Raw genomic sequence first — 15,718 nt, 5'->3', positions numbered from 1 at the left:
GATGAAAGAAATTACAAGTATTCAAAATCCTCTGATAAAAAATATTTTCAAGTTACAAGAAAAAGTAAGAGAACGTAAAAAGCAAGGTCTTTTTTTGATTGAAGGAAAAAGAGAAATTGAATTGGCGAAAAAAGGAGGTTATGAAATTACTTCTCTCCTATTTTTATCTACAGTAAAAAATGATAATTTACTTTCTGAATTTCAAGATGTTGAAAAAATTTTGATATCACAAGAAATCTACGATAAATTGGCTTATAGAAATACTACTGAGGGATTTTTGGCAATAGCAAAAACAAAATCATTATCACTTTCTGATATCAAACTTTCTAAAAATCCTTTGATCTTAGTAGCAGAAAGTATTGAAAAACCTGGAAATATAGGTGCCATTTTACGCACTGCAGATGCTGCAAATATTGATGCTGTGTTGATTGCTGATGCTAAAAGCGATTTGTACAATTCTAATATTATTCGTTCAAGTGTGGGTTGTGTTTTTACGAATCAAATTGCAATAGGAACTTCTGAAGAAATTATTGCTTTTTTGAAAGAAAAAAATATTCAAATTTTTGCTGCTACTTTACAAAATTCAAATGCCTATCATTTGGAAAATTATACAAAACCAACAGCAATTGTTGTTGGTACAGAAGATACAGGTTTAACCAAAATTTGGCGTAAAAATGCCACACAAAACATCAACATTCCCATGCAAGGAATGATTGATTCTATGAATGTTTCTGTAGCTGCAGCCATTCTTTTATTTGAAGCAAAAAGACAACGAAATTTCAATTAAAATCATGAATTCAAGCATTTTATTCTACATTTTCATCAGTATTTTACTTATTGATTTTTTATTTGATATGTATCTTACTTTTTTAAATAACAAACGTTTTGATGATAAAATTCCCGAAAAATTGGCAGATGTTTATGATGAAGAGGCTTACAAAAAATCACAAGCATACAAAAAAGAAAATGCGAATTTTTCAACAATAACTTCTTTGTTTTCAATAAGTATTACTTTGCTATTTTTCTTTTTAGAAGGTTTTAAATTGGTGGATGATTTTGCAAGAAGTTTTTCAAATAACCCCATTTTAATAGCATTGATTTTTTTCGGAATTATGATGTTAGGATCTGATATTTTATCAACTCCTTTTTCTTATTATAAAACCTTTGTGATTGAAGAAAAATTCGGATTTAACAAATCAACCAAAAAAATATTTTGGACAGACAAACTGAAAGGTTGGTTAATGAGTATTGTTTTAGGTGGTGGAATTTTATCAATAGTCATTTTATTTTATCAATTTACTGCTGATTATTTTTGGATTTACACTTGGATTTTGATTGCAGTTTTTACAGTTTTTATGAATCTTTTTTATGCTAAATTGATTGTTCCTATATTTAACAAACAAATTCCTTTAGAAGATGGTGAATTGAAAACTGCCATCGAAAATTATGCTCAAAAAGTAGGTTTTACATTGCAAAATATCTTTGTGATTGATGGTTCAAAAAGATCTACAAAAGCAAATGCTTATTTTTCAGGATTTGGTTCACAAAAAAGAATTACTTTATATGATACATTACTCAATGATTTAGAAACAGATGAAATTGTCGCAGTTTTAGCGCATGAAGTTGGTCATTATAAACGCAAACACATCATTTTTAATTTGATTATTTCGCTCATATTAACTGGATTTATGCTTTATTTACTGTCATTTTTTATCAGTTCTCCCCTATTATCAAATGCGTTAAGTATTTCAATACCAAGCTTTCATATTGGATTGATCGCTTTCGGAATTTTATACTCACCCATTTCAGAAATTACTGGTTTATTAATGAATATTGTGTCTAGAAAATTTGAATACCAAGCAGATGATTTTGCAAAAAATACGTTTGATGGAAAATTCTTAGTTTCATCACTCAAAAAATTATCAAAAAATAGTTTGAGTAATTTAACGCCACATCCAGCCTATGTTTTTGTACATTATTCGCATCCAACTTTATTGCAACGAATTGAAAATTTAGAATCCTAATGTTGTGTATTACAATTCTAATTAGTAACTTCACTATCGATTCAAATAAAATCAATTTATGCAAGCATTGCAATATACAGCAACCTTAGAAGAGGAAAACAAAGAGATTGCAAATCGATATAAAGATTTGTTGAAAGGTACTTATGAGGTCTTGTCAAAAGAAGATAAAGAACTGATAAGAAAAGCTTTTGATATTGCTGTTGATGCGCATTCAAAACAACGCAGAAAAACTGGCGAACCTTATATTTTTCATCCCATTGCAGTTGCAAAAATTGTTGCTAAAGAAATTGGTTTAGGCGCAGTTTCTATTGCTGCTGCATTGCTGCATGATGTTGTTGAAGACACCCATTATACATTAGATGATATTGAGCAACAATTTGGCGAAACCATTGCCAAAATTGTAAATGGATTGACCAAAATTTCAAGATTAAATAAAGAACAAGACGCTTCAATTCAGGCAGAAAATTTTAGAAAAATGCTCTTGACATTGAATGATGATGTTCGTGTAATTTTGATAAAAATTGCTGACAGATTGCATAATATGCAAACTATGAACGCAATGCCCGAAGATAAACAACTAAAAATTGCTTCTGAAACTTTATATATTTATGCACCATTAGCACATAGATTAGGGCTTTATAATATTAAAACCGAATTAGAAGATTTGGGTTTAAAATACACTGAACCAGATGTTTATCATGATATTGTTTCTAAAATCAAAGAGAGTAAAGAAGAACAACAAAATTATCTAGAACGATTTTCAAACACCCTTAAAAAAGGATTGGATAAGGAGAATTTTACATACGAAATTAAAGGTCGTTTTAAATCCATTTTCTCTATCAGAAGAAAAATGGTGAAGCAAAATGTAACATTTGAAGAAGTGTATGACAAATTTGCCATCAGAATTATTTTTAAACCCGCAACTGAAGATGAAAAATTTGAGGCCTGGAAAATATATTCAATCGTAACAGATTATTTTAAACCCAATCCATCTCGTTTAAGAGATTGGATTTCTCAACCAAAAACCACAGGTTATGAAGCATTACACATTACAGTTATTGGTCCTGATGCTCAATGGGTTGAAGTTCAAATTCGTTCCGAAAGAATGAATGAAATTGCTGAAAAAGGCTATGCAGCACATTTTAAATACAAACAAGGTTCAGATCATGAAAGTGGTCTAGAAAATTGGCTGAATAAGCTAAAAGAATCTCTAGAAAATCAGAATTTGAATGCAGTTGATTTTGTAGAAGAATTCAAACTGAATTTGTATTCAAAAGAAATTTATGTTTTTACTCCTAAAGGAGAGTTAAAATCTTTACCAAAAGACGCTACAGCACTCGATTTTGCATTTTCTATACATACTGATATTGGTTTAAAATGTAGAGGCGCTAAAGTAAATGGAAAGTTGGTTCCATTGAGTCATACCTTAAATAGTGGTGATCAAATTGAAGTAATTACCACAAACATTAATAAACCAAATGCACGTTGGTTAGATTTTGTAATTACAGCAAGAGCTAAAACAAAAATTCGTGTTGCTTTAAAAGAAGAAGAAAAGAAAATTGCTGAAGAAGGAAAAGCAACACTTTCAAGAAAATTACGCCACTTAAAAATTCCTTTTAACGAAAAGACAATCAATGAGTTAGTAAACTATTTTAAACTTCGTACAAGTTTTGATTTGTTTTACAGATTTGGAAATGGCGCTATTGATAATACTCAGTTAAAGGCTTTTATTGGACAAAGAAACAGTACTTTCTTAAACTTTTTCAAATCTAAATTAAGAAGAAATTCACCAACCACACATAAAGAAATCATTGAAGATTCTGATGAAGTAACTGAAAAATATGATGCACTTGTTTTTGGTAAAGAAGAAGAAAAATTAGACTACAAACTTTCTAAATGTTGCAACCCAATTCCTGGAGAAAAAGTTTTTGGATTTTTAACCATTAATGATGGTATTAAAGTGCACAAAATCAATTGCCCTAATGCAATTTCATTACAATCAAATTATGCTTATCGAATTATTGCAGCAAAATGGATTGACTCTACCAAACAAGATTTTAATGTTATTTTACAAATCAACGGAATTGATAAAGCAGGAATTGTAAACAATGTTACTAGAGTAATATCTAATAACTTAGGTGTTTTCATCAATAGCATCAATATAGCTGGAAAAGAAGGTGTTTTTAACGGAAAAATATCACTTAGTGTAAAAAATAGCACACAGCTTAACAAACTTATCAAAAGTTTGCAAAAAGTTGAAGGTGTTAAAAATGTAGAACGTGTTAATAGAATGTAGATATCATTCCTATAAAAATTGATTTTTATTAAGAAATTACTGTAAATTTGTCGTTTAAATTTTGAAACTCATGAGTAATTCTTTTGAAAATCAAGAAGTCGTTAAGAAAGTTTTTACCTCATACTTAGAAGAAAAAAAACATCGAAAAACGCCTGAACGTTACGCTATACTTCAAGAAATTTATAATGCTGATGAGCATTTTGATATCGAATCTTTGTATATCAAAATGAAAAATAAAAATTACAGGGTAAGTAGAGCAACTCTTTACAATACCATTGATTTATTATTGGATTGTAATTTGGTACGTAAACATCAATTTGATGGTCAGTCAATGGCGCGTTATGAGAAAAGTTATTTTGATAAGAATCATGATCACGTAATTTTTACAGACACTGGTGAAGTGAAAGAATTTTGCGATCCAAGAATTCAGGTTATTAAAAAAACGATTGAAGAAATTTTTGATATTGATATCCAAAATCACTCACTTTATTTTTATGGCACCAAAAAAAAGTAGCCTTTACTATTTAAAACTTAAAAGAATATTTTAATACATACAAACAACAAATTAACAACTAATGGCAGTAGATTTATTACTAGGATTGCAATGGGGAGATGAAGGAAAAGGTAAAATCGTAGATGTTTTAACTCAAAACTATGATATTATCGCACGTTTTCAAGGAGGACCTAATGCAGGACATACCTTAATTTTTGATGGATTTAAACATGTTTTACATACAATTCCGTCTGGAATTTTTCATAAAACAGCCATGAATGTTGTAGGAAATGGTGTTGTAATTGATCCAGTAATTTTTAAAAGAGAACTAGAGAATCTAGACAAACATAATATTGATTACACATCAAAATTATTAATTTCAAGAAAAGCACATTTAATTTTACCTACTCATAGATTGTTGGATGCAGCTTCAGAAACTGCAAAAGGGAAAGCCAAAATTGGTTCAACTTTAAAAGGAATTGGCCCAACTTATATGGATAAAACTGGCAGAAATGGAATGCGTGTTGGAGATTTGGAACTAGAAAATTGGAAAGAAAAATACGATGCTTTGACTGCAAAACATATCAGTATGTTGAATTATTTTGATGTACAAGTTGAGTATAATTTAAAAGAATTGGAAGCTGAATTTTGCAAAGGAATTGACAAATTACGCACACTTCAATTCATTGATAGTGAAGAGTATTTTAACAATGCCATGAAACAAGGAAAAACAATTTTAGCTGAAGGTGCACAAGGTTCTTTGTTAGATATTGATTTTGGAACGTATCCTTTTGTAACTTCTTCAAATACAACAGCAGCAGGTGCTTGTACAGGTTTAGGAGTTGCGCCAAACAGAATTGGAGAAGTGTATGGAATTTTTAAAGCTTATACAACACGTGTTGGTTCAGGTCCTTTTCCAACAGAATTATTTGATGAAGATGGCGCAACAATGGGTAGAGTTGGTAACGAATTTGGAGCAACAACTGGAAGACCAAGACGTTGTGGTTGGTTAGATTTAGTAGCTTTAAAATATGCAGTAGATATTAACGGAGTTACGCAATTAATGATGATGAAAGGCGACGTTTTATCAGGATTTGAAACCTTAAAAGTTGCCACTTCATACAATTATAAAGGAAAAGAAATTACGCATTTGCCTTACAATATTGAACCTGAAAATGTATCAGTAAATTATACAGAATTCAAAGGTTGGAATGCTGATTTAACAGGAATGACAACTGCTGAGCAATTACCAAAAAACTTGTTAGATTATATTGCCTTTATTGAAAAAGAAACAGGAGTTCCTGTAAAAATTGTATCAGTAGGTCCTGACAGAAAACAAACAGTTTTAATGTAAAAATTACATTTTTATGAATCGAAAAGCATCCTATTTCTGGATGCTTTTTTATTTTGTTGAATATAACTTTGGATGAAAAGTCAGCATCATCCAACTCCAATAATTTGATTCATTTTGGTTTCCTCCTTTCAAAAATCTCATAGAATTTGTAGCAAACATTTTTGAAAATCCACCTTCAAGTTTGATATTTTGTTGAATTTTATATGAAAAAACCATGTCGATTTCGGTTCCTAAATAATCATTTATTTTTGAATTTCCATCATACATAGTTGCTGCTGAAGAGAATAAATGAGGAATTAATTTAATAGAAAAATTGTCCTTTGAAAATGCTAAAGTCGAATATAAATCTAATAAACCTACTGAATTGATATGATTTCCAACATAAAAATAATCCATCAATCCATTAAATTTGTGATTCGTTCCAAATAAAGGATTGAAAGACTTAATGATATTATCTGATGCATTAGAATCAGTTCCTGATAAATATTCTGCACCAAATGAAAATTGAAATCGGTTGTTAATTTGATAAGAAATATCACCTACAAAATAATTAGCATCTAATGTTTTCTCTAATGTTTTTCCGGTTTGAAAATACGTTGCAAATGCCATTTGCCAAGAATTATTTTTATAAGTGGCTCTTCCTCCAAAAGTTTGAGAATAACTGATGTCTTCAATAGAGTTTGTATTTAAAAACTCAACTCCATTGTTTAATAATAACACACTAACATTCCATTTATGGAATGTTTCATGAGCCCACAAATATTGTAGATTTTTATATCCAGCAACATTTGAATAAATAGTGTTTTTAACATCCTCTTTGTCATTATTCAAAGAAAATCCAACATGTAAAATTCCACTTTTTAAAATGTTAATTTTTGCAACAATTGCATCAAAACTTCTTGCTTGCTGTGCCCAATCTACGTTTCCAAAAATTCGACTGTCATCATATAAAATTTCTTGTCGACCAAATTTTAGTGTAATATTCTCTGTAAATTGATATGATGCCCAAGCCTGATGAAATGAACTTCCATTATCACTAACGTTCATTGTACTTACATCTCCCCAAACTCTAATATTCTGTAAATCTATTCCTAAAGTGAGTTTTTCTTGTGTAAATCCAAATCGTAAACGAGAACGTTGTGAAATAAAATTAGCTGCTTTTTCATTTGAATTTATCAAGGTTTTGAAACCATGTCTGTTTTCAAATCTAGGTCTGATTTCTGCCTTTAAATCAAAATTTTGAGCTGTAAGTGTATTAATTACAAATAAAAAAAACATTACTAAAAAAACTTTATTTTTCATCATAATTGGATTAATGAATTCCAAATTTTTGTTCTAAAACAATTGCTTTTGGAAACAAAATATTATTTTCTAAATGAATGTGTTGATGCAAATCATTTTCAAACTCTTCAAGTTTTGCATACAATGCTCTAAAAGTGTTGCAAGCCTCTTTTGGTGGATTGTAATTGTTCGATAATTCTTTAATTTGTTTTAAAATTTCTCCAGCGTTTTCGTGTTCTTCTTCCATCATTTTAATTGGATTATTAACCGTTCCAAAATACGGAATGCGAATTTTCTCATTATTTTTTGATGCAATAGCCAATTTTTTGATAAAAGGAAAAAGAATCAATTCTTCTTTTTTCATGTGAGCTGCTAATTCTTTTGCAACTTCGTTAAAAAGGTCATTAATTTTGATAACTTCTTGATAATGATGTCCATGTACTTTTGCTACTTTGGCTGCATATTGTTGAATAATAGGCGTGTTTGTGGCAACATATTTATGATGAACATGTTCGATATGAGCAGCTAAATAATCCAATTCCCAAGTATCATATTGATGTGAATAGTGATTTCCTTCTTCGGCTTGCAACAATTCATGTTGTAATTGCAGATAATCAATTTGATGTTTTTCACAGGCTTTTTTGATAGTAATGCCTCCTCCACAACAAAAATCAATGCCATATTTTTTAAAAATATCTGCTGTTTTAATGTTTTTTGTTACCACTTCTCCAATCGTATTTTCTGATGTAATTGTCATAATTTTATTTTTTTACGGTTTCTATAATTTTTTCTATAGTTATTTTGTTATCAACTCCTAATCCTTCTTGTTGATGTACTAAATCTCCTTGAGGATTAAAAACACTAATGATATTTGAGTGAGAAAAATCTAAGGGCGAAATTTTTTTGTATTTTACAGCTAAAACATTGGCAAATTCTCTTACTCCATCTTCAGTGCCTTGTAAAAAAGTCCATTTTTCATCATCCATTAAATTCTCAATCGCAAATTCTTTGAGTCTTTTAGGTGTATCATTTTTAGGATCAATACTTACCATGATGTATTGAACTTCATTTTTAAATTCTGCCGGAATTTTCACTTCAATATTTCTCATATCTGCTACTAATCTTGGGCAAGCAGCTTTGCAAGTTGTATAAATCATAACCATTACTAAAGTTTTGCCTTTTAACTTTTTAAGCGTAATTTCTTCACCCTCTTCAGTATTCCATTTCGATGTTAAATTAAAAATAGAAGTTTCAGTAATTTCCTCTAACGAGAAATTTTTAACTTCCTCTTCAATAGGTTGTAAATCCATTTTACATATTGGACAAGATCCTTCATCTGCGTAAATTTTTTCACCTTCACATTTCATGGGACATTGATAGGATGTTTCCGTTTTTTGTTTGGAGATATCCTTTTTGCAAGCACCTAAAAATGAAGTTATTGCAATAAAAAATAATATGTATTTAAGTGTTTTCATAATAATTCATTTTTTAGTCCTTAACACATCTAAAACCTAAGTTTTTCATGGTATATTTTGCTTTTAAACTTCCTCTAATTGCATAGCGCATAAAAGCGGCGTAATTCATTAAATCAGTGGCATTTACTGCTGCACTTCCACAAAACAAATCGTTGTCTTTATCCACATCTTTTCTAGATTCACCTGAAATTAAAACTGCATTAAAATCGGAAGTCCATTCCCAAACCAAACCATGCATATCATACACTTTCCAATAGTTTTGAAAAGTTGAACCAATAGTTTGAATGTTTGTTTTTGGTTTTTCATACCAACTTAAAATAAACTCATTATAGTTTTTTAAAGTTCTAGCATCTGGCATATTTTCATTTGACATTGCTACATATTCCCATTCGTCAACAGTTGGTAATCGTTTATTTTGAGCTTCACAATAATTTTTTGCTGCAAACCAAGAAATACTGGTGATGGGAGATTGTAAATTTTGATTTGTATTCAAAATAGTATCTGATTTCCAATCATTTAAATAATTATCATCAACAAATAATTTCAATGCTTTAGAGCGTTTCCATTCAGGATGCTTCTTAACAAATTCTAAAAACTCTTGATTTGTTACAGGATATACATCTATATAAAAGTTATCAATGGTTACTTTTTGATTATTGGTACCATACAAAGGAATATATGTACCTCCTTTTATTTTTACCATTTTAGGTTGACAGTTTGCTATTATTGAATTTAAAAACAACATAGTCACTGCCAATCTTACTATTGTTTTCATTTTGTTTTAATTTTTATTTTTAACTTGTTTTACCAAATCAACTGTTACATTGGTTTTATTATTTCCCCAAGAATTGTAGATATAAGTCATCACATCAGCCACTTCAACTTCTGTAAGGGTTTGTTTGGTCATTACACTATTGTATTTTTTTCCGTTTACAGTAATCTCACCCGTTTTTCCATTCAATACAATTCCGATAGATCTTTTTACATCAGCATTTAAGTAATCAGATTTAGCGAGTGGAGGAAATGCACCTTCAATACCTTGACCTTCAGATTGATGACATGCAAAGCAAGTATTCATATATACCTGTTTTCCATCTTTCATTTTTTGTGTTAATGATTTCTCAACCACTTTAACTTCAGCAGTCTTTTTTCCATTTTCATCAGGCATAGTTTGAATTGTACTGCCTTCAGGATGATAAATTCCCTCTTGTTTTACTCCACTATACAAGGTTTTGTTTTCTTTTCCAGAAACTTTTAGCATTCCCAAAGCTCCTTTATTGAAAGCTCTGAAGATGGCGTGATCTACGAGAATAAAAGTTCCAGGCACGTCAACTTTAAAATCAACGATTGCTGCACCACCAGCAGGAATTGATGTAGTTTGAATATTTTTACTTATTGTAGATCCTCCCTCAATATGAACGTTATCGAAAATTTCACCAATTACATGAAATGAAGAAGTTAAGTTGGGTCCTCCATTTCCAACAAATAATCTTACAGTTTCACCAACATTTGCAGTAATAGCATTATCACCAGTCAAAGCACCAACTTTTCCGTTAAAAACTACGTAGTCAGCATCTTCTTTTATGGCTTTATTCATATCAAAAGCTTGTAAACCACGTTCACCATTGGCTCCTTTTGTGTAAAAATCACCTTGCATAATGTAGTATTCTTTATCAACTGGAGGTAAACCACCTTCTGGTTCAACTAAAATTAATCCATACATTCCGTTTGCAATGTGCATACCAACTGGAGCAGTTGCACAATGATATACATACAAACCAGGGTTTAATGTTTTGAAAGAAAAGGTTTTTTGTTGTCCTGGAGCAACAAAAGATGATTCTGCACCACCACCAGGCCCTGTAACTGCATGTAAATCAATATTATGAGGCAGTTTATTATCAGGATGATTTGATAAGGTAAATTCAACAACATCACCAATTCTCGTTCTAATAAAGCTGCCAGGCACTGAGCCACCAAATGTCCAATATACATAAGTAACACCATCAGACATAGTCCCCTCCTTTTCAATTATTTCCATATTTACTAATAATTTTTTAGCAACTCTGTTACCTACAGGAGCAGGAACAAAAGGAGGAGAAGTTAACTCTGCATCTATTGTACCTTTGATATAGATTTCTGCAGGATCTACGATTGCTATTTCGTTCTTTTCATTTTTATTACAGCTTATCAACAATAAACTTGTAATAATAATTCCTAGTGTTTTTAAAATATTCATTTTTAATTTTTTTTAAGTTAGTTTTATTAATACCAATAAAAGACAATATTATCTTTTATTAAGACAAATTTATAACAGATAACAAAAAAAAAATATGATAAATATCATAAAAAAAAGATATTTTTGTCTTTTAAATTTTATTTTTATAAAAATGTTATCAAAAGCAAGTAAATATGTAATATCGGCAGTTTTGTATATGACAAAAAATGCCACTTTAGAAAATAAATTAGGGTCTCTTGAAATTGCAAAAAGATTAAATATACCTGCTCCATTTTTAGCAAAAAGTCTTCAAAAACTCTCAAAAAAAGGAATTATTTCTTCAGTAAAGGGTCCTAATGGAGGTTTTTATTTGTCAAATGAAAATAAAGATAAAACTTTATTTGATGTTATTGACTGTGTAGATTCTGTTGAAAAATTCAATCAATGTTATCTTGGACACGAATATTGTAATGAGGAAAATCCATGTGTTGTACACTTTTTATATGCCCCATTTAAATCAACTTTGATAACAAAATTAAAAACAAAAACAATTTTACAAATGGCGGAAGAATATCAAAACAATACTAATTTTACATTGAAAAAGAGATTATAAATATTTTTTAGAAAATAAATCTCCAAAAACCTCACATTGTTCTAAGGTTTCTTTTACATGTTCAAAAGTAGTATTTGGATTTATCAAACACATTCTAATCACAATTTGATTTTGTAAAATGGTAGTTACCAGCAAAGCCTCTTTCGATTCCATCATTTTTGCTGATATTTTTTGATTCAGTTCATCCAACTGTTTTTCATCGAATTGATACTTTAAAGGATGAAATCGAAAATTAATGATCGCCAAATTTGCAGATGAAATTACCTCCCATTTTTTGCTATTTCTTAAGTAGTTTTCAGTTTGCTCTGCTAAGTCAATATTGTAAGAAATTGCTTTTCTAAATGCTTTTAAACCAAATGTTTTGATAGACATATAAAATTTCAATGCTCTAAATCTTCTTGTTAATTGAATGCCATAATCATAAAAATTAATTTCGGATTCATTACCTTCAATGTCTTTTAAATATTCTGGTTTTTCACTAAAAGTATAACTCAACCAAGACTTATCTTTCACCAACAAACAGCCAATTTCATAGGGTTGAAAAAACCATTTGTGAGGATCAACTGTTAAAGAATCTGCTTTTTCTATTCCTTTTAAAGCAATTTTTCCTTTTTCAGATAAAATGGCTGCACCTCCATAAGCAGCATCAATATGAAACCATAGATTTTCTTGTTCACAAATTTGGGCAATCGCATCTAAAGGGTCTACTGAACCAGTATTTGTGGTTCCTGCAGTAGCAATAATACAAAATGGTTTTTTGCCTTGTAATTTGTCTTTGGCAATTTCATTTTTTAATTTATTAATACTGATTTTGAACTCATTATCAGTAGGAATAATTCGGATTTGCTCTTTTTGAAAGCCTAAAATTCTAATAGCTTTAATGTTTGATGAATGTGCCTGATCAGATAAATAAATAATTGCATCCGAAAAATTAGTATCACATTTTATTCTTCTGGCAGTTGCTAAAGCCGTTAAATTGGCCATTGATCCACCACTTGTAAAAATCCCTCCCCCCTGTTTTACAGGAAAATCAAAAATTTTTAACAACCAATTCATGGTCACAATTTCTAATTCTGCAGCAGCTGGCGCTAACATCCATCCTCCAGAAAAAATATTAAAACCTGTTGCCAAAGTATCAGCCATTGTGCTGATAAAATTACTTGGACTTGGCACAAATGAAAATGATTTTGGATGCGTAGAAATGTTTGAATTCGGAATAACATTTTTCATAACAAATTGCAAAACATCCTCAGCAGGCATACTTTCTTCAGGAGCTTCCTGTAAAAAAACAGCATCCATCTCTGTTCTTGACGCTTTACTTACAGGTTTTTTTTGATTTACAGAGGCGTAATGTGCTACAACTTCATCTACAATTTTATATCCAAAAGAAGTCATTGCTTCTGGAGTCATTTCAAAAGGTGATTTCATATTGTTTTGATTTGAGTACAAAGAAAAAAATATGAAAAATTTTGACAACTGATAATTATCATTTTTTTAATTGAAATTTTGAAACACATTTGCATTGTAAACTATGATCTTATGAATAATTTAAACTCGAAAACCGTTATTGACTTTATGGTTGAAAATATTGCAGCTGCTGAAGTCTTTCAAAAATATGGAATTAATTATTCAAACAATAGTAATTCTAATATTTCTTTGCAGAATCTTTGTCAAAGACATCATTTACAGTATGATGAAATTATAAAAGAATTAAATTCTCTCAATAGCAAAGTACCCTATTTGAAGAATTATAATGTGTGGGATTTAGATTTACTGATAAATTTTTTAGTAGAAATAGATCATCCATTTAAAAATGATAACATTCTTTTTATTGAAAAATTAGCCAATAAAATTCTTGAAATTCATGGCAAACAACTCTCTGAATTTGAAGAACTTTTTTTACTCATCCAAAAAATTGCATCCGAAATTCAACATCATATTCATATTGAAGAGAAAACACTATTTCCCTATATTTTATTTTTGAATTCACCTAGTAAATACCCTGAAAAAGCTATTGATAAAAAACCTTTTTTAATTGATATTTTGCATAATTTAGATAAACAACATAAAATATTTTGCAATTTGTGGAATCAAATAAAAGAGCATACAAATCATTATCAATTGTATGCTGATATTGATAATAATTTTAAATTGTTATTGTATAAATTAAAACAATTTGAGTTAAAATTACACAATCATATTCATATAGAAAATAATATTCTTTTTCCAAAAGCACTTGAATTAGAGAAAAAATATTTGCAGGACTAAGCATTTTTAAAAAATAACTTTTCATTATCAACTAGCGAACTTCTTTTCATTATTTTTGCATCAAAATTATCATTTTGAAAAGACTTTTTGTTTCATTTTTATGCTTCTTCTCCCTTATTTCTTTTTCCCAAGAAAAGAAAAAACTCACTTACAAGGCTGAAATTCAGGAAGTAAATGATGAAAAATTTCCTGGAGCCAACATTTTGATTGGAAATGTAAAAATGATTCACGATGGTGTTGAACTTACATGTCAACAAGCCTTATATTACCAAAAACAAAATTTTTTCAAAGCTTTCGGAAATGTTTTTATCAAACAAGGTGATACAATTACTCAAACAAGTGATTATGCAGATTATGATGCAAACTCAAAACAAGCACTTTCTTGGGGAAAAGTTGTGTTGAAAGATCCAACAATGACTTTAACAACAGATACTTTACAGTTTGATAGAATCAATCAAAAGTTATATTACAAAACAAACGGAACTATTAAAGATGCCACAAATACGTTAAAAAGTAGAGTTGGCAATTATTATTTAGAAACCAAAAAATTCATTGCAACTACTAGAGTAACTGTTGTAAATCCTGAACATCATCTAGAAACCAATCATTTAGATTATTATACAGATACTGGTTTGGCTTATTTGTATGGTCCTTCAACGATTACCAATCAACAAAATAAAAACAAAATATACTGCGAAAGAGGGTTTTACAATACCAAAACTGATATTTCTCATTTCTTAAAAAATGCCAAAATCTTTTTAAAAGAAAGAACTATTGAAGGTGACAGTTTATATTATGATAAAAAGCGTGGTTTTGCCTCTGCTACAAACAATATTCGTGTGATTGATACTGTCGAAAACTTTGTTTCAAAAGGAAATTATGCAGAGTTTTTTGAGAAAAAAGACTCTTTATTCATCATCAAAAAAGCTGTTGCAATTTCAATTATCGAAAAAGATTCGATGTTTGTACATGGTGACACACTTTTGGTAACTGGAAAACCTGATAAACGCATCATAAGAACTTATCACAACGTAAAAATTTTCAAATCTGATTTGCAAGGAAAATGCGATTCCATTTATACAAATCAAGAAAAAGGAATTACTAAAATGTACAGAAATCCTGTGATTTGGTCTGAACAAAATCAAATTACGGGCGATTCAATTTTCTTATTATCAAACAAAGAAACTAAGAAATTAGACTCATTAAAGGTTTTTGACAATTCCTTTATTATTTCCAAAGACTCTCTTTCTATTAATGATTTTAATCAAATAAAAGGTAGGAATATGTTGGGTAAATTTGAGAAAAACAAACTGCGGATGTTACATGTTTTAGGAAATGCAGAATCCGTCTATTATAATAGAAACGAACAAACTCAAATTTTGGAAACCATTACTGTTGAAATTTCTAGTAATATTGAATTTGTGCTTGATAATGGAGAAATTGAGACAATAAAATACATAACCAAATCTGATGGAAAAACCTATCCTCCCTCAAAATTTCCTGATGATTTACGGAAATTAAAAGGATTTATTTGGCGCGAAGAAGAACAACCCAAATCAAAAGAGGACATTTTTATCAACAATGGGCAAAGAGATACAACTCCTGTTAGAAAAGGAAATCCTCCCAAAAAAGAGGATAGACTTAATCAAAAAAATGCCGAAAAGAAAGATAAAAAGACCGATTTAAAAATCAATTAATC

General features: G+C 29.6%; 14 protein-coding genes. 8 read left to right on the top strand and 6 right to left on the bottom strand.

The window, feature by feature from the left end:
* Position 1: 1 nt before the first annotated feature.
* The 5 genes from WHA43_RS02255 (at position 2) to WHA43_RS02235 (ending at position 6,167) form a co-directional block, all read left to right on the top strand.
* Positions 2 to 787, top strand: a complete 786-nt coding sequence (locus WHA43_RS02255) for a TrmH family RNA methyltransferase (protein WP_105045539.1) — start codon at positions 2 to 4, stop codon at positions 785 to 787.
* Positions 788 to 791: 4 nt separating this feature from the next.
* Positions 792 to 2,024 (top strand): M48 family metallopeptidase, encoded by a 1,233-nt coding sequence (locus tag WHA43_RS02250; RefSeq protein ID WP_105047256.1) that lies wholly within the window; start codon positions 792 to 794, stop codon positions 2,022 to 2,024.
* Between the two features lie 58 nt (positions 2,025 to 2,082).
* Complete coding sequence (locus WHA43_RS02245; protein ID WP_226742908.1) at positions 2,083 to 4,320, top strand: RelA/SpoT family protein; 2,238 nt, start codon at positions 2,083 to 2,085, stop codon at positions 4,318 to 4,320.
* Positions 4,321 to 4,390: 70 nt separating this feature from the next.
* Complete coding sequence (locus WHA43_RS02240) at positions 4,391 to 4,834, top strand: Fur family transcriptional regulator (protein WP_105045538.1); 444 nt, start codon at positions 4,391 to 4,393, stop codon at positions 4,832 to 4,834.
* 61 nt (positions 4,835 to 4,895) lie between these two features.
* Positions 4,896 to 6,167 carry an adenylosuccinate synthase gene (locus WHA43_RS02235; RefSeq protein ID WP_105045537.1) on the top strand — a complete coding sequence of 424 codons (1,272 nt, stop codon included), beginning with the start codon at positions 4,896 to 4,898 and terminating at the stop codon, positions 6,165 to 6,167.
* A 48-nt stretch (positions 6,168 to 6,215) separates the two neighbouring features.
* On the opposite strand, the gene WHA43_RS02230 is transcribed toward WHA43_RS02235, so the two are convergent.
* The 5 genes from WHA43_RS02230 to nirK form a co-directional block, all read right to left on the bottom strand.
* Positions 6,216 to 7,472, bottom strand: a complete 1,257-nt coding sequence (locus tag WHA43_RS02230; RefSeq protein ID WP_226742907.1) for an alginate export family protein — start codon at positions 7,470 to 7,472, stop codon at positions 6,216 to 6,218.
* Positions 7,473 to 7,479: 7 nt separating this feature from the next.
* The gene (ric, locus tag WHA43_RS02225; RefSeq protein ID WP_105045536.1) at positions 7,480 to 8,205 is read right to left on the bottom strand and encodes an iron-sulfur cluster repair di-iron protein; all 726 of its coding nucleotides are present in this window, start codon (positions 8,203 to 8,205) and stop codon (positions 7,480 to 7,482) included.
* A gap of 4 nt (positions 8,206 to 8,209) precedes the next feature.
* On the bottom strand, positions 8,210 to 8,815 hold the full coding sequence (locus WHA43_RS02220) for an SCO family protein (RefSeq protein WP_105047253.1): 606 nt from the start codon (positions 8,813 to 8,815) through the stop codon (positions 8,210 to 8,212).
* A 121-nt stretch (positions 8,816 to 8,936) separates the two neighbouring features.
* The gene (locus WHA43_RS02215; RefSeq protein ID WP_105045535.1) at positions 8,937 to 9,698 is read right to left on the bottom strand and encodes a formylglycine-generating enzyme family protein; all 762 of its coding nucleotides are present in this window, start codon (positions 9,696 to 9,698) and stop codon (positions 8,937 to 8,939) included.
* Positions 9,699 to 9,704: 6 nt separating this feature from the next.
* Positions 9,705 to 11,159: a copper-containing nitrite reductase gene (gene nirK / locus WHA43_RS02210; protein ID WP_105045534.1), complete on the bottom strand. Its 1,455-nt coding sequence runs from the start codon at positions 11,157 to 11,159 to the stop codon at positions 9,705 to 9,707.
* A 151-nt stretch (positions 11,160 to 11,310) separates the two neighbouring features.
* Between nirK and WHA43_RS02205 the strand changes: the two genes are divergently transcribed.
* Entirely contained in the window at positions 11,311 to 11,751 is a 441-nt protein-coding gene (locus WHA43_RS02205) for an RrF2 family transcriptional regulator (protein ID WP_170039499.1), read from the top strand.
* Here WHA43_RS02205 and WHA43_RS02200 read toward each other — a convergent pair.
* The gene (locus WHA43_RS02200) at positions 11,746 to 13,179 is read right to left on the bottom strand and encodes a pyridoxal phosphate-dependent decarboxylase family protein (protein ID WP_105045532.1); all 1,434 of its coding nucleotides are present in this window, start codon (positions 13,177 to 13,179) and stop codon (positions 11,746 to 11,748) included. The two genes, WHA43_RS02205 and WHA43_RS02200, sit on opposite strands and share 6 nt — an antisense overlap.
* Before the next feature lie 111 nt (positions 13,180 to 13,290).
* Between WHA43_RS02200 and WHA43_RS02195 the strand changes: the two genes are divergently transcribed.
* Positions 13,291 to 14,019 (top strand): hemerythrin domain-containing protein, encoded by a 729-nt coding sequence (locus tag WHA43_RS02195; protein WP_105045531.1) that lies wholly within the window; start codon positions 13,291 to 13,293, stop codon positions 14,017 to 14,019.
* A 74-nt stretch (positions 14,020 to 14,093) separates the two neighbouring features.
* Positions 14,094 to 15,716, top strand: coding sequence for an OstA-like protein (locus WHA43_RS02190; RefSeq protein ID WP_105045530.1), 1,623 nt, complete (start codon positions 14,094 to 14,096; stop codon positions 15,714 to 15,716).
* Positions 15,717 to 15,718 lie beyond the last annotated feature (2 nt).

The sequence above is a fragment of the Polaribacter gangjinensis genome, assembly GCF_038024125.1.
Lineage (GTDB): Bacteria > Bacteroidota > Bacteroidia > Flavobacteriales > Flavobacteriaceae > Polaribacter > Polaribacter gangjinensis.
The sequence above is the reverse complement of the archived record's forward strand: the minus strand, read 5'-3'. Positions and strand labels throughout refer to the sequence as shown.

Excerpts from the sequence above, each read along its gene's own strand:
- WHA43_RS02255 (WP_105045539.1), top strand. The coding sequence starts at position 2 with ATGAAAGAAATTACAAGTATTCAAAATCCTCTGATAAAAAATATTTTC.
- WHA43_RS02250 (WP_105047256.1), top strand. The coding sequence starts at position 792 with ATGAATTCAAGCATTTTATTCTACATTTTCATCAGTATTTTACTTATT.
- WHA43_RS02245 (WP_226742908.1), top strand. The coding sequence starts at position 2,083 with ATGCAAGCATTGCAATATACAGCAACCTTAGAAGAGGAAAACAAAGAG.
- WHA43_RS02240 (WP_105045538.1), top strand. The coding sequence starts at position 4,391 with ATGAGTAATTCTTTTGAAAATCAAGAAGTCGTTAAGAAAGTTTTTACC.
- WHA43_RS02235 (WP_105045537.1), top strand. The coding sequence starts at position 4,896 with ATGGCAGTAGATTTATTACTAGGATTGCAATGGGGAGATGAAGGAAAA.
- WHA43_RS02230 (WP_226742907.1), bottom strand. The coding sequence starts at position 7,472 with ATGATGAAAAATAAAGTTTTTTTAGTAATGTTTTTTTTATTTGTAATT.
- ric (WP_105045536.1), bottom strand. The coding sequence starts at position 8,205 with ATGACAATTACATCAGAAAATACGATTGGAGAAGTGGTAACAAAAAAC.
- WHA43_RS02220 (WP_105047253.1), bottom strand. The coding sequence starts at position 8,815 with ATGAAATGTGAAGGTGAAAAAATTTACGCAGATGAAGGATCTTGTCCA.
- WHA43_RS02215 (WP_105045535.1), bottom strand. The coding sequence starts at position 9,698 with ATGAAAACAATAGTAAGATTGGCAGTGACTATGTTGTTTTTAAATTCA.
- nirK (WP_105045534.1), bottom strand. The coding sequence starts at position 11,159 with ATGAATATTTTAAAAACACTAGGAATTATTATTACAAGTTTATTGTTG.
- WHA43_RS02205 (WP_170039499.1), top strand. The coding sequence starts at position 11,311 with ATGTTATCAAAAGCAAGTAAATATGTAATATCGGCAGTTTTGTATATG.
- WHA43_RS02200 (WP_105045532.1), bottom strand. The coding sequence starts at position 13,179 with ATGAAATCACCTTTTGAAATGACTCCAGAAGCAATGACTTCTTTTGGA.
- WHA43_RS02195 (WP_105045531.1), top strand. The coding sequence starts at position 13,291 with ATGAATAATTTAAACTCGAAAACCGTTATTGACTTTATGGTTGAAAAT.